The organism is Bradyrhizobium tropiciagri (assembly GCF_018130505.1).
Lineage (GTDB): Bacteria > Pseudomonadota > Alphaproteobacteria > Rhizobiales > Xanthobacteraceae > Bradyrhizobium > Bradyrhizobium tropiciagri_B.
Genome location: NZ_JAFCKH010000012.1, coordinates 110,339 through 125,056, shown reverse-complemented (window position 1 = coordinate 125,056; position 14,718 = coordinate 110,339). Strand labels below are relative to the sequence as shown.

11 protein-coding genes are annotated in these 14,718 nt (G+C 65.7%); 5 read left to right on the top strand and 6 right to left on the bottom strand.

Annotation, left to right across the window (positions count from 1 at the left end):
- Positions 1-223: 223 nt before the first annotated feature.
- Positions 224-1,210 (bottom strand): Bug family tripartite tricarboxylate transporter substrate binding protein, encoded by a 987-nt coding sequence (locus JQ633_RS28075; protein WP_211988354.1) that lies wholly within the window; start codon positions 1,208-1,210, stop codon positions 224-226.
- Between the two features lie 243 nt (positions 1,211-1,453).
- On the bottom strand, positions 1,454-2,641 hold the full coding sequence (locus JQ633_RS28070; protein WP_211988353.1) for a DUF2125 domain-containing protein: 1,188 nt from the start codon (positions 2,639-2,641) through the stop codon (positions 1,454-1,456).
- Positions 2,642-2,766: 125 nt separating this feature from the next.
- Between JQ633_RS28070 and JQ633_RS28065 the strand changes: the two genes are divergently transcribed.
- On the top strand, positions 2,767-3,369 hold the full coding sequence (locus tag JQ633_RS28065; protein ID WP_211988352.1) for a gamma-glutamylcyclotransferase: 603 nt from the start codon (positions 2,767-2,769) through the stop codon (positions 3,367-3,369).
- 98 nt (positions 3,370-3,467) lie between these two features.
- Here JQ633_RS28065 and JQ633_RS28060 read toward each other — a convergent pair whose 3' ends face one another.
- On the bottom strand, positions 3,468-4,043 hold the full coding sequence (locus JQ633_RS28060; RefSeq protein ID WP_211988351.1) for an AAA family ATPase: 576 nt from the start codon (positions 4,041-4,043) through the stop codon (positions 3,468-3,470).
- Between the two features lie 192 nt (positions 4,044-4,235).
- On the opposite strand from JQ633_RS28060, the gene JQ633_RS28055 reads away from it, so the two are divergent.
- The 3 genes from JQ633_RS28055 to JQ633_RS28045 all read left to right on the top strand — a co-directional run bounded on the left by JQ633_RS28055 (position 4,236) and on the right by JQ633_RS28045 (position 9,674).
- On the top strand, positions 4,236-7,532 hold the full coding sequence (locus JQ633_RS28055) for an efflux RND transporter permease subunit (RefSeq protein ID WP_211988350.1): 3,297 nt from the start codon (positions 4,236-4,238) through the stop codon (positions 7,530-7,532).
- A gap of 77 nt (positions 7,533-7,609) precedes the next feature.
- Positions 7,610-8,077 carry a peroxiredoxin family protein gene (locus JQ633_RS28050; protein WP_211988349.1) on the top strand — a complete coding sequence of 156 codons (468 nt, stop codon included), beginning with the start codon at positions 7,610-7,612 and terminating at the stop codon, positions 8,075-8,077.
- Positions 8,078-8,192: 115 nt separating this feature from the next.
- Positions 8,193-9,674 carry an aldehyde dehydrogenase gene (locus JQ633_RS28045; protein ID WP_211988348.1) on the top strand — a complete coding sequence of 494 codons (1,482 nt, stop codon included), beginning with the start codon at positions 8,193-8,195 and terminating at the stop codon, positions 9,672-9,674.
- Positions 9,675-9,951: 277 nt separating this feature from the next.
- Here JQ633_RS28045 and JQ633_RS28040 read toward each other — a convergent pair whose 3' ends face one another.
- The 3 genes from JQ633_RS28040 to JQ633_RS28030 form a co-directional block, all read right to left on the bottom strand.
- Positions 9,952-10,089, bottom strand: coding sequence for a hypothetical protein (locus tag JQ633_RS28040; protein ID WP_211988347.1), 138 nt, complete (start codon positions 10,087-10,089; stop codon positions 9,952-9,954).
- A gap of 154 nt (positions 10,090-10,243) precedes the next feature.
- Positions 10,244-10,495 carry a hypothetical protein gene (locus JQ633_RS28035; RefSeq protein WP_211988346.1) on the bottom strand — a complete coding sequence of 84 codons (252 nt, stop codon included), beginning with the start codon at positions 10,493-10,495 and terminating at the stop codon, positions 10,244-10,246.
- Positions 10,496-10,941: 446 nt separating this feature from the next.
- A complete protein-coding gene (locus JQ633_RS28030) occupies positions 10,942-12,774 on the bottom strand; it encodes a PQQ-binding-like beta-propeller repeat protein (RefSeq protein WP_211988345.1) in 1,833 nt (610 codons plus the stop codon).
- A 214-nt stretch (positions 12,775-12,988) separates the two neighbouring features.
- On the opposite strand from JQ633_RS28030, the gene JQ633_RS28025 reads away from it, so the two are divergent.
- A complete protein-coding gene (locus tag JQ633_RS28025) occupies positions 12,989-14,683 on the top strand; it encodes a GMC family oxidoreductase (protein WP_211988344.1) in 1,695 nt (564 codons plus the stop codon).
- The last annotated feature ends 35 nt before the right edge of the window (positions 14,684-14,718 follow it).

Here is a 14,718-nt window from a genome sequence, read left to right as displayed (position 1 = left end):
GGCGAAAGCCAGTTGGTTTCGCGTCGCCCGCCAAAAACACAGCGTCATCACCCGGCTTGACCGGGTGATCCAGTATTCCAGAGACAGTGGTGATTGAGCCGATGGGCCGCGGCGTACTGGATCGCCCGGTCGAGCCGGGCGATGACAGTTGTGGGTGAGGACGTAGCGTCGCGTTCTTGCGACATTGTCCGAGCTTTGCAATTTCGCTCGGCGCGCCCCTGCGCTACGCCGGCGGCAGGCCGAGCGACTGGGCGGCCTCCATCCAGACCGGCAGTTCGCGCTGGTAGAGCGCGTTGCTCTCCTTGAAGCCGATCGCCGGCTCCAGCACGAAGGTGGCGAGCACCTCCTTCACCTTCGGATCATTGTTGGCGGCAACGCAGAGCTCGGACAATCGGTCGACGATCGGCTGCGGCGTCGCCTTCGGCAGCGCCCAGCCGGAGAAGCCGCTCACGGTGAAGAATTTCGATGTCGCGCCCTGCTCCGGCAGCGTCTTCACATGCGGGATCGCATCCACCTTCTTGGTGTGCACGGCGAACACGACGCCGCGATCGCCCTGCAGCACGGTCTGCGCGGCGGTGTAGCTGCCCATCGCGACGTCGAGCGTGCCTTCCGCAAGCCCGGTCCACATCGGCGCCTCGCCGCGATAATGGATTGGCTCGATGATGAGACCATACTGTTTGTTGAGCTCATTGATCGTCATGTGCGGCGCGGAGCCGGCGCTGTAGGTGCCGAAATTCACCTTGCCGCTCCGGCGCGCGAAGGCGATGAAATCGTCCAGGTTCTTGATGCCGAGCTTTGGGCTCGCCACCAGCAGCAGCCCGGCGCCCGGGATGACGCTGACCAGCGTCAGATCCTTGTCCATGTCGTAGCCGGGGTTCTTCATCATCGCCCGGTTCATCACATAGGTGGTCGAGATCGAGCACAGGATGGTGTGTCCGTCCGGCGCCGCCCGCGCCACTTCCGCCGCGCCGATCGAACCGGAAGCGCCCGCCTTGTTCTCGACGACGACGGTCTGCCCGACCTGCTTGGAAATGTACTCACCGAAGGCACGCGCCAACAGGTCGGTCTGCCCGCCCGCCGGGTAGCTGCAGATCATGCGGATCTGCCGCGACGGCCAGGCTTGCGCAGCGGCGCCGCGCGACACCAAGGGCATCGCGGCGGCCGCCGTTCCGGCAGCGATGAAGCGACGTCGATTGAAATGCGTCGGCATGAGTCCCTCCCTCGATTTTTGAGAAAGGGTATCGCATCACGGGGCAGCGGCCACGGGACAGATTGGCGCAGCGATATGCCGTGGGGCGAACAGCCGCGTGGTGACAGCCACGTGCTCGGCCTCATGCCACAGTGCGTAGCCCGAATGGAGCGGAGCGCAATCCGGGACCGGCCGTGCGACGGGTGAGAGCGTTCCCGGATTTCGCTGCGCTCCATCCGGGCTACGGATCAGTCAACCGTTGCGTCAAAACAGCGGAGGAATCTGTCCGACCTTCAGCGGGCCCATATACACGGCACCGTCGGCGAAGCGCAGCGGGAAGCTGCGGGCCTTCTTGCCTTCGAGCACCGCCTCCTTGCCGAGCGAATTGATGCCCGCGGTGATGCCGGCATTGGCGTTCTGCTTGATCACCTTGCCGAGGCCGGGGATGGCGCGGTCGAGCGCGCCGAACAGATTGTTGATGTCCTGGCTCTTCACGCCCGGCGCGACGCGATCGAGCGTCGACTGCGGCACGCCCTCATCAAGCATCTTCTCGATCCCGAGCGCCGGGATGATGCGCTCGAGGCCGGCCACCGTCATCTGCAGCTCCCCTTCGATGCGCCCCTGCGCGTTGAGGCGCAGCGTGCCGGCGGCGACCGAGAGCAGATCGCCCTGCTCGATCCTCGACTGCTGGATATCGACACTGCCATTGGCGGCCTGGATCTCGCGGAAGCGGTCGGGCCACGGTTTTGGCGAGAAATCCTTCAGCCCGTTCAGCCGCGCATGGATGTCCGCATTGAACGGCTGTGCCAGCAGCGGGTGCACGTCCTGCAGCGTGCCGCCGTTGATCTGCAATTGGGTTTCGATCGCGGGGCTACCCGGCGCCGCACCGTCGACCTGCCGGCCATGCAGCTCGATATGGCTGACGCGCGCCAGCGGCGACGGCACCGCGCCGGCGATGCGGTCGATCGCGAGATCGTCGAACACCAGCGAGGCGCGCTGCGGCACCGCCGGCAACCCGACCACGCTGCTGCGCCCGAGGCGCCAGTTCACCGACAGTGACGGCTGCGCGCCGCGCTCGGCGATGGTGGCCGGGCCCTTGAATTCGGCGATGACAAGCTTCGGATCGTAGACCTGCGCCACCACCAGGATTTCGGCGAGCCGCGCCACGAACGCCATTTGCGGCGAGGCCGTCTGCGAGACCAGCATCACGCTCGGATCGGTGCAGCGGACCTCAAACCGGAACGGGTAACCCGCCACCGAGCGGTTGCCGCAATCATAGACCCGGCCGGCCTTCGCCTCCTGCGCCCGCCAGGCATCGGCTTGCACGCCCACCTGCGAGGCGGCGAACCACCAGAAGCCGCTCCACGCCAGCGCGGCGATCAGGACCAGGACAGGCACGGCATAAAGGCCGACGCGCGAGCGCCGGCGCGGTGTTGGGGTCAGGTCGGACATGCGGGTCCTTTGCGGTGCGAATTTGTCAAATCTAAGCGCCGACAAGGCCGTCGGAAAGTTAAGCCTTGGAAACAGAACGGAATTTGCTTCGCTTGGGCGAGGCGTTCTGCTAGCCCATCAGCGCCATGCCCGCAAATATTTCCCAATCCGATACCGCTGACGGCGACCTCTGGGTGTTCGGCTACGGCTCGCTGATGTGGAAGCCGGGATTCGAGTTCCTGGAACAGGTGCCGGCGCGGCTGATCGGCGAGCATCGCGCGCTGTGCGTCTATTCGTTCGACCATCGCGGCACGCCGGAAAAGCCGGGCCTTGTGCTCGGGCTCGACCGCGGCGGCGCCTGCCGCGGCATCGCCTTCCGCGTCGCCGCGCAGCTGCGTGACGATACCATTGCCTATTTGCGCGCACGCGAGCAGACCACCAATGTCTACCGCGAGGTGATGCGCTCGGTGTGGCTGGAGAACGAAGCGCGCGAGCGCGTCAGCGCGCTGGCCTATGTGGTCGACCGCGGCCATGTGCAATATGCCGGACGGCTGTCGCCGGCCGAGCAACTGCGCCTGGTGCAGCAGGGCCACGGCCGCTCCGGCGACAATCGCGACTATGTGCTGTCGACGGTGGCCTCGATCGAGAAGCAGGGTTTTCGCGACGCGCCGCTGCACCAGCTGGCGACCATGCTGCGCGACGCGGGCACCCGCCATCACGATGCGCGTGCGGCGAGCGGGAGCGAATAGGATCTCGTAGGATGGGTGGAGCGCAGCGATACCCATCATCTCACCTTCGGACACGGATTTTGATAGGTATCGCTGCGCTCCCACCCATCCTACACAGATCATCTGCGGAGGCGATCGAGCGCCTCCTCGACACATGCGTCAAGGCTGCGATGCGCGGTATCGACGACAATCCGCTCGCGATCCCGCGCATCATAGACGCGGCCGGCGACGGCATCCCAGTCCGGCAAGACCAGTCCGGCGATGTCGCTCGAGCGCGTCTCGATCCGCCGGCGGTGCTCGGCCGGATCGCTGCACACCACTTCGAGCCAAGTCACATCTGCCCCGGCCTGTCGCGCCGCAGCCTCCCAGCCGTCGCGCGCCGCACGGCAATCGTTGACGCAGTCGGCGAGCACATCGAGGCCGAGCGCGAGATTGTCGGCCGCGACGGCCTGGGCTGCGCGATAAGTCCAGTCCTCGAGATCGCGGGGCGCGGTGGACGATGTCCAGATCGCCTGATCCATCGTGTCAATCCGCAGCCACATGATACCGAGGCGCTGCGCCAGCTGCCGCGCGATGCTCGACTTGCCGGTGCCCGGCAGGCCAGCCAATGCGATCAGTCTTGCCATGGTGTTCCCGGATTCTATTAGGCTGGCGCTGCGCTGCACAGGGTCGCTAGCGCAACCGTAGCCCACCATCGTCCTCTCGGGAACATCGGCGAGTTGCGCCTCTATTGCCCGATTGTTGCCGGATCGCGCGTTTCCACCGCCTCGCGCGGCGCATCCGGCAAATCGCGGCGGAGGTGTGGCGGCGTGCTGTGACATTTGGGCTTTTGCATTACAACGCCGGCAGATAGAAGCTGGCGCGCAACGACGTCGACCGCTGATGCAATGAACCTTTCCGCTCCCTTTGTCCGCCGGCCGGTCGGCACCACGCTGCTGTCGCTCGGGCTCGTGGTGGCCGGCGTGATCGCATTCTTCAAACTGCCGGTGTCGCCGCTGCCCGACGTCGACATCCCGACCATCATGGTGCAGGCAACGCTGCCCGGCGCCAGCCCGGCCGACGTCGCGGCGACCGTGGCGAGCCCGTTGGAAAGGCATCTCGGCCAGATCGCCAGCGTCACCGAGATGACGTCGATGAGCTCGCTCGGGTCCGCACGCATCACGCTGCAGTTCGACATCAACCGCGACATCAACGGCGCGGCGCGCGACGTGCAGGCGGCGATCAACGCGGCGCGCGCCGACCTGCCGACCAACCTGCGCAGCAACCCGACCTACCGCAAGTTCAACCCGGCCTCGGCGCCGATCCTGATCTACACCCTGACCTCGGACACGCTGACACCGGCCGAACTCTACGACGCCGCCTCCACCGTGCTCGCCCAAAAGCTCTCGCAGGTCGAGGGCGTCGGCGAGGTCTCGGTCGGCGGCGGATCGCTGCCCGCGGTGCGGGTCGAACTGACGCCGTCGGCGCTGTACAAATACGGCATCGGGCTCGAGGACGTGCGCGCCGCGCTGACCAGCGCCAATGCGCACAGCCCGAAGGGCGGCATCGACGTCGGCGACCAGCGCTACCAGATCTACGCCAACGACCAGGCCCGGAAAGCCGACGACTACAAGCCGCTGGTGGTGGCCTACCGCAACGGCGCCCCCGTGCGCCTCACCGACGTCGGCGAGGTGATCGATTCCGTCGAGAACGTCCGCACGCTCGGCCTCTCCAACGGCAAGCCGGCGGTGGTGATGATCGTGTACCGGCAGCCCGGCGCCAACATCATCAAGATGGTGGACCAGGTGAAGGGGCTGATGCCCCAGCTCAAGGCCTCGGTCTCGCCGGCGATCAACCTCACGCTCGCGGTCGACCGTTCGAAGACCATCCGGGCCTCGCTGCACGACGTCGAGATCACGCTTTTGGTCGCCGTCGCCCTCGTGATCCTCGTCGTGTTCGCGTTCCTGCGCAACGCGCGCGCCACGCTGGTGCCGGTGGTGGCGGTCGGCGTCTCGCTGATCGCGACCTTCGCGGTGATGTACCTGCTCGGCTACAGCCTCGATATCTTCTCGCTGATGGCGCTGACGGTGGCGACCGGGTTCGTGGTGGACGATGCCATCGTGGTGCTGGAGAACATCACCCGCCACATGGATGCGGGGATGTCGCGGCTGGAAGCGACCCTGCTCGGTTCGCGCGAGGTCGGCTTCACCGTGCTGTCGATGAGCGTCTCGCTGATCGCGGTGTTCGTGCCGATCCTGCTGATGGGCGGGCTGGTCGGCCGCCTGTTCCGCGAATTCGCCATGACTATCACGATCGCGATCGCGATCTCGCTGGTGGTGTCGCTGACCACGACGCCGATGATGTGCGCGGTGCTGCTTAAAAGTGAACGCGGCGAGCAGCACGGGCGGATCTATCGGTTCAGCGAGTGGGTGTTCGAGACGATGCTGCGCGGCTACCGGGCGACGCTCGCGGTCGCGCTGCGCCATCCGCTGTTGGTGATGCTGATCCTCGGCACGACGCTCTATCTGAACTTCCACCTCTACGCGGTGGTGCCGAAGGGCTTCGTGCCGCAACAGGACACCGGCCTCTTGATCGGGTCGATCCAGGCCGACCAGAGCACCTCGTTCCAGCTGATGAAGCAGAAGCTCACGCAGTTCATCGACATCGTCAAAAGCGATCCGGCGGTCGACACCGCGGTCGGCTTCACCGGCGGCGGCGGCGCGGGACCGGGCGGCGCGACCAACACCGGCACGGTGTTCGCCTCGTTGAAGCCGAGCGCCGAGCGCAAATTGCGCGCCGACAAGGTGATCGAGCGGCTACGCGGCAAGCTTGCGGAGGTCGCCGGCGCGACGCTGTTCCTGCAATCGATCGGCGATCTCGGCGCCGGTGGGCGCTCGGGCAACGCGGCCTATCAATACACGCTGCAAGGCTCGACCTTCGAGGAGCTGAATGAGTGGACGCCGAAGCTCGTCGCAGCGCTGCAGAAGGAATCCACGCTGGCCGACGTCAACAGCGACCAGCAGAACAAGGCGCTGCAATCCAACCTGATCATCGACCGCGACGCCCTCGCCCGGCTCGGCATCACGGTGAGCCAGCTCGACAACACGCTGTACGACGCGTTCGGGCAGCGCCAGGTCTCGACCATCTTCGTCGCGCGCAACCAATACCATGTCATCATGGAGGTGACGCCGCGCTATTCTCAGGATCCGCAGACGCTGAAGGAGGTCTACATCTCGACGGCAGGCGGATCGGCCAGCGGCACCCAGAGCAGCAACGCGATCGCCGGCACGGTCTCCTCCTCGTCGCAGAAGAGCTCGGTGTCCTCAGTCGCGGCCAGCGTGGTGCGCAACCAGGCGACCAACTCGATCGGCGCCACCGGCAAGGGCGTGGCCTCGACCGGCACCGCCGTCAGCACCAGCCGGGAGACCATGATCCCGCTGTCGAGCGTGGCCCGGTTCGAGCACGGCGAGACACCGCTCGCGGTCAACCACCAGGACCTGCTGGTCTCCAGCACCGTCTCCTTCAACCTGCCGCCCGGCGTCTCCTTGAGCACCGCGACCGCGACGCTCGAGCGGGTCATGCACGAGATCGGCATGCCGGCGGGAATCCATGGCGGGTTCGCAGGATCGGCGAAGATCTTCCAGCAGGCGCTGGCCAGCGAGATCTACCTGATCATCGCCGCGTTCGCGACCATCTACATCTCGCTCGGCATGCTCTATGAAAGCTACATCCACCCGCTGACCATCCTCTCCACGCTGCCCTCGGCCGGCGTCGGCGCGGTGGCGGCGCTGATGATCTCGCACACCGACTTCGACATCATCGGCGCGATCGGCGTGATCCTCCTGATCGGCATCGTCAAGAAGAACGCCATCATGATGATCGACTTCGCGCTCGACGCCGAGCGCCAGCGTTCGCTGTCGTCGCGCGATGCGATCTTCGAAGCCTGCGTGATGCGGTTCCGGCCGATCATGATGACGACGCTGGCCGCGCTGTTCGGCGCGGTGCCGCTGATGATCGGCTTCGGCGAAGGCAGCGAGCTGCGCCAGCCGCTCGGCATCGCGATCTTCGGCGGCCTGATCCTGAGCCAGATCCTGACGCTCTACACCACGCCGGTGGTCTACCTCTATCTCGACCGCGCCCGGCTCTGGACCGAGCGCAAGCGCGAGGCGCGCCGCGCTCGCCGGGCGGCAGCACGCCCGTCCTGACGCGTTGACAGACCCGCAGCGGCCTTGCCAACTTCCGTTGTGGGCGGACGCAAGAAAATGAGCAAGGAGCCTGATCTGTGACTCTCGCACCGGAACTTGCCGTGACGCGCTGGTTCAACACCAGCGAACCCCTCACCCTGGCCGCACTGCGCGGCCGGCCGGTGCTGCTGCATGCGTTCCAGATGCTGTGCCCCGGCTGCGTCGCGCACGGCACGCCGCAGACCCAGCGCGCCTTCGAGATCTTCAGGCAGTCGGACCTACAGGTGATCGGCCTGCACACCGTATTCGAGCACCACGCCGCGATGACGCCGGTCTCGCTCGAAGCCTTCATCCACGAATACCGCCTGACCTTCCCGATCGCCGTCGACGAGCCCGGCGAAGGCACGCCGATCCCCGTCACCATGCAGCGCTACGGCATGCAGGGAACGCCGACCAGCATCCTGATCGGGCGCGACGGCAAGGTCGCGCATCACCTTTTCGGGCAGCAGAGCGACATGGCGATCGGCGCCCTGATCGCGGCGGAGCTTGCGACGCCGCCCGCCTGACACCGGGGGCGGAGCCGGCTGCAACCCTCATGCGCGGGCCAGGTTATGACGGCGTCGCCGAAGCCGTGCTATCGTTCCGCTCAACCAAACCAGGCGCGCCGACCGGGAGGATATCGTGAAAACCTATCAGCTCTACATCAACGGCCAGTATGTCGATCCCGCCAACGGCGAGTGGTTCGACACGATCGATCCCTACCGCGGCGAGGCCTGGGCCAAGATCCCGCGCGGCTCGGCCGCCGATGCCGACAAGGCGGTCAAGGCCGCCAACGAGGCGATGTGGCACGGCCCGTGGGCGAAGATGACGGCGTCCGCCCGCGGCAAGGTGATGCGCAAGCTCGGCGACCTCGTCGCCGCCAATGCGGAACGTCTCGCCGAGATCGAGGTGCGCGACAACGGCAAGCTGATGGCCGAGATGCTGGGCCAGCTGCGCTACCATCCGGAATGGTGGTGGTATTTCGGCGGCCTCGTCGACAAGCTCGAAGGCGGTCTGGTGCCGATCGACAAGGCCGAGACCTTCGCCTACACGACGCATGAGCCGGTCGGCGTGGTCGCGGCGCTCACCGCCTGGAATTCGCCGCTGCTGTTCGTCGCCTGGAAATGTGCCGCCGCGCTCGCTGCCGGCTGCGCCGTCGTGGTCAAGCCGTCGGAGTTCACCTCGGCCAGCACGCTGGAATTCGCCGCGCTGACCAAGGAAGCCGGCATTCCCGACGGCATCTTCAACGTGGTGACGGGCTTCGGGCCCGAGGCCGGCGCCGCGCTGATCTCGCATCCCGGCGTCGCGAAGATCACCTTCACAGGATCGGACACGACAGGCGCGAGGGTCTATGAGACCGCGGCGAAGAGCCTCAAACGCGTCTCGCTCGAACTCGGCGGCAAATCGCCGAACATCGTGTTCGAGGATGCCGACCTCACCGCAGCCGCGGCCGGCGCGATCTCCGGCATCTTCGCGGCGACCGGGCAGACCTGCATCGCCGGATCGCGCCTGCTGGTGCAGAGCTCGATCAAGGAGAAGTTCGTCGCGCGCGTGCTGGAGCTGGCGAAGTCCGCCAAGATCGGCGATCCCAGCAAGCCCGACACCAATGTCGGCCCGATCACGACGCCGGCGCAGTACAAGAAGGTGCTCGACTACATCGACATCGCCAAGGCCGAGGGCGCGCGCTGCCTGCTCGGCGGCAAGCCGGCCTCGGGCGAGGGCATCACCGGCGGCCAGTTCGTCGAGCCGACCATCTTCACCGATGTCGACAACACGATGCGGATCGCGCGCGAGGAGGTGTTCGGGCCAGTGCTGTCGATCATCTCGTTCGACACCGAGGAAGACGCCATCCGGATCGCCAACGACACCATCTATGGCCTCGCCGCCGGCATCTGGACCAAGGACCTCGCCCGCGCCATCCGCGTGCCGAAGCAGCTCCGCGCCGGCACGGTGTGGGTCAACACCTACCGCGCCATCAGCTACATGATGCCGTTCGGCGGCATGAAGCATTCCGGCGTCGGCCGCGAGAGCGGCATCGATGCGGTGCGGGAATATCAGGAGACCAAGAGCGTCTGGATCTCGACCGCCACCGACGTGCCGGCCAATCCGTTCGTGATGCGCTGAGCGGATGCCTGAACCTCGCGCGGGTTCACCTTTTCTCAAGGAAAGGTGAATCGGCGCGGGGGTCGTCGATCGGCTAATATTGCCGAAGGGGGGCTTCCTCGGGGGAGGAGGCTCGTCGATGACACCACGGTTTGTTTTGATTGTTTTTTCGATCGCATTTGGCCTGGCGGTTACATTCGCCGCTATCACCACATCCAGGCAAGTCGCGGCGTCACATGCCGCGACCGTCGCGCGGGTCATCTAGGCGCGAGACGACGCTTGCAGGCGCGTCGAAGGTTCACAGATAGCGTTTGGCCACCAGCAGAAAGCCAAGCACGCCGCTCGTCACGGCGACGACGGCCACGCCGTTCCAGACGCTGAAATAGGCGGCCGACCAGAACGTAGCGGCTGCAGCCTTGTTCGGTTTCTTCGACATCTGTCGCCATTCGAATCGGCGCCGCCGTCCGGTCAACACGGACGACGGCGCCTGTCTGAGAGGCTTCTGGCGAAGCCACGGCCAACCTAGGCGGCGTTGATGAACGGTTCGTATACTTGGGCCCGCCTTGGCCAACCGAATCCTTCGTTACGCTTTAGAACGAAGCATAGGCATTGCGGAACGCGATGGCGCCGGCCAATGAGCGCGGCCGGGCCCGAACGGCGTGGCCATCATTGCCGCTCTGCACGATCCATTGGCCGTTCTGCTGGCCGACGATCTTGCCGACGTGATGACGCCAGACCACGATGGTGCCGACCGAAGGGCCGCCCGCATTGCTGCCGTATCGCGCCCAGGATCGCGCCAGATTGAACTGCGGACCGGGATCGCTGCCGACCTGCGAGCGCATGTACCACCCGCACCACGCAGCCGGACGCCCCGAATGTGCATAATGACGATGATGATGGTGGCGGCCGCGAGCTTCAGCAGCCGACGAAACAAGTGCCGAGAGCACGGCAACCGCAACGAGGAGTTTACGCATGACAATAGCCCTTCTTGCTGTTGGCGGAGACCATCCTTTTGTGTGGGAGAAAAAATCGCGGATGATCCCGCGATCAGATTGCGAAGCGACCAAATCGGCCGGACGACGCAACACAGAGGCGGGCAATGGCCCGCTGACGCCGTTTAAGTAACGGGCCATGGCCAAAATGTGGCCGGAAATTCGCGTTGAGCGAGCACATATTGCTGCGATCTTGGTGTGGTTGTCACACTGCTATTCAGCGTGAGCGGCGTGACGCAAGTGGCCACGACAGCAACACCAACACGCGCGCGAAGCCGAGAAGACGACGAGCTCTGTCAGGGGTTGCCGACCTCGAAAGCCAGCAGAACGTTGCCGCCCAGGCCGCCCCATTGCGCGTAGCCGGAATTGACGTACAGCATCCCGTCGGCGATGACCGCGCCGGGCCCGTCCATCGCACCGCCATGGGCCGCAACGCCATTCACGGTGGTGTAGTCGCGCGCAGTGTCGATCTCCCACAGCAGCCGTGAGTCATCGGTCGCATAGGCGCGCAAGAAGCCACTCACTCCGCCGGAGAAAACGACACCGGGGATGAGGGTAATCGCCGCGGAGAGGGCCGGACTGCACTGGTGGCGGTCGCCGCAGGCAACCGGCGCCACCTGCATCGAGACTTTCCCGGTCGCAAGATCGAGTGCGAACAGGCCTCCGCCTGCGGCTGCATTCAGGCGCCGCGTGCCGTCGTTCATGAACCGCACGTCGGAGATCGCGACGTAGATGCGGTCGCGGTCGGCGGCGGAGCCCCACTCACTCCCGCCCAACGGGCCACCCGTGCCGACCCGCGTCTGCCACAGGATCTTGCCCTCATGGTCAGGATCCAGCGCATGGACCACGCCGGATTTCTGGCCAATGACCAGCACGCGTTGTCCATCATTCAAGCTGACCAGTATCGGCGATTGTCCGAAGTCATGGTCCGGGCCACGGCTTTCCGGACAGTTGCTCTGATCGGCGCCGAAGCACGCAACAACGAAGCTGTCCTTCGGTGTCGCCTGCTGATGCCAAAGCATTCGGCCGGTCGCCAGATCGAACGCGAGGACGGCATCGCTGGTGTCGGTCGCCGGGTCGGCATAGCTGTTCGACGTCGCGACATAGAGCGCGCGGCGCTGGACATCGATCGTCGGCGCGGACCAGACCGATGCGCCGGCCGGACCGAACAGCTGGGTTCCGATGGCATTCGCCCTCGTCGGATGCGGCGCTTCGGGGATGGTGTAGGCCTTCCAGATCTGCGCGCCGGTTTCGGCCTTCAGCGCAACGACGCTGCCGCGGAACGTGCAGCATTGGTAGGTGGGGCGCGACCCGATGGCCTCCTCGATCGAGGAAACGCCGACATAGACAACACCGGAATAGACGGCCGGTGCACCGGTGATCCGGGCGGCCGGATGATCGTCGACCTTGCTTTTCCAGATCAGCGTGCCGGCCCTGGCATCGACGGCGTAGACGTTGGCACGCACATCGCCAAACACGACGGCAAACTTGTTGTCGTCCAGCGGGACAAAGCTGATGGCTGTCCGCACCGGCGCCTCGGTCACGAATTCCCAGCGGGTGCATCCGGTCTTGGCATCGAGGGCGCGGACCTTGTAGTCGCCACCACCGACGAACAGCAAGCCGCCGACGACAGTCGGCTGCGCGTTGGCGTTGGATGTATCAGGAAATCCGAACGCCCATTTCAGACGTAACCGCGGGACCTGGTCTTGCGAGAGGCCGGCCATTGCCGCCGGCTGAAACCGGCTGTTGTTGAGGTCCGCGGCCCAGCCGTTCCACCGTGGCCCATCGATCGACTGCGGAAAGCCGGACCCGCTCTGCGCACACTGGCCCGCACTCCCGGTCGCCGCTTGCGAAGCGGCCTTCCCGGTGACGAGTGAGGCAATGGCCGCCCGCTCGTCATTGCTCAGCCCCTGCGCGAACGATGCCATCGTGCCGGTGGTGATCGCACCCAGGACCTCGTCGAACGACCTTGATTGCAGCGCCGTGCGGCTCGGCGCACGAACGTTGGTGCCGCCGCCGTCGTGACACTGCGCGCAACGTTGCGCATAGAGGGCAGCGCCGCCATGCTGCGCCGCCACAGGGAGTGAACACCAGATCAACACAGCAACCGCCGCAGCAATCCGTTTCATCGTCGTTCACCGGAGCTTTTGATGACGAGAGCCACGGTAGCCTAGCAGAACCCGGATGATTGCCAACGTCCCCGGCTACAATCTGACCCGAATAACACCTGGGAAGGCCGACCCGGCGGGCGCGCTGGTAAGAACCGCCGCGCCAGGGCCGGCGTGACCTCGCGAGAATTTCCCGCTAACGTCCTCGGACAAAACCAAAAAGGAAACGTCCATCGTGTACGACTACATCATCGTCGGCGGCGGCTCGGCAGGGTCGGTGCTGGCTCACCGGCTCTCGGCAAAGAGCGCCAACAAGGTCCTGCTGTGCGAAGCCGGACAGGACACACCTCCCGGTAACGAGCCTGCCGAAATCCGCGACAGCTATCCGGGCACGGCCTATTTCGATCCGCGCTTCCACTGGACCGAGCTCAAGGTCACGACCCAGGTCGTCAGCCACAACAATCCGGACGAACCGCGTCCTCCGTTACGCAAGTACGAGCAGGCGCGCGTGCTGGGCGGCGGCTCGTCGATCAACGGCCAAATGGCCAACCGCGGCGCGCCGACCGACTACGATGAATGGGAAGCGCGCGGCGCCGCCGGCTGGAGCTGGAACGACGTGCTACCCTTCTTCAAGAAGGTCGAGCGCGACCTCGATTTCGACGGGCCGTACCACGGCAAGGATGGCCGGATTCCCGTCCGCAGAATTCCGCAGGAGCACTGGACGCGGCATTCGCAGGCGTTCGCCGAGGCATTCCGGCAAGCCGGCCATCAATTCGTGCCGGACCAGAACGGCGAGTTCATCGACGGCTATTTCCCGGTGACGCACTCCAACCAGGCCGAGCAGCGCGTCTCCGCCGCGATGGGCTATCTCGATCGCGACACGCGCAAGCGCGCCAACCTCACGATCTCCACCAACACCCAGGTCAGGCAGCTGCTGTTCGAGGGCACGCAGTGCGTCGGCGTCAAGGCACAGGTCGACGGGCGCGAGCAGGAATTCCGCGGCCGCGAGATCATCCTCTCCAGCGGCGCCATCCATTCGCCGGCGCATCTCCTGCGCGCCGGCATCGGCCCGGTCGGCCATCTCCGGGATATGGGCATTCCTGTGCTGATGGGACTGCAGGGCGTCGGCCAGCGCCTGATGGATCATCCCTCGATTTCGCTCTCTTCCTTCGTCCGCCGCGGCGCGCGCATGAACGGGCACACCAGGCGCCACATGCAGCTCGGCCTGCGCTATTCCTCCGGACTGCCAGATGTGCCGAAGGGCGACATGTTCGTCGTCGTGCTCAGCAAGTCGGCCTGGCACGCGGTCGGCGCGCAGATCGGCTCGCTGCTGACATTCGTCAACAAGACCTATTCCGAGACCGGACAAATCAAGCTGGCCTCGCGCGCGCCCGAGGCAGAGCCGATCGTCGAGTTCAACCTGTTGTCAGACCGGCGCGATCTCGATCGCCTGATGAGCGGCTTCCGCAAGATGGCGGCGGTGCAAATGAGCGATGCGGTGAAGGCGGTGACCGACAAGCCGTTCCCGGCGTCCTACACCGACCGCGTGCGCAAGATCGGCGTCGTCAACAACACGAACAGGATTTTGACCAACATCGCCGCGGTCCTGATGGACGGCCCGGCCGCGCTGCGCCACTACATGATCGACAATTTCGTGGTCGAAGGCTTCAGCTTCGACGACGTGATCAACGACGACGAGGCGCTGGAGGCCTTCGTGCGCAAGGGCACCATCGGCGTATGGCACGCCTCATGCTCCTGCCGGATGGGGCGCGCCGACGATCCGATGGCGGTGGTCGACACACAGGGCCGCGTCAAGGGCATCCAGGGCCTGCGCGTCGTCGACGCCTCGATCTTCCCGGTGGTGCCCTGCGCCAACACCAATTTCCCGGTCCTGATGACCGCGGAGAAGATCGCGGCGGCGATGCAGTAAGCGGCGAGGAGAATGGATGAGGTTACGTGCCACGC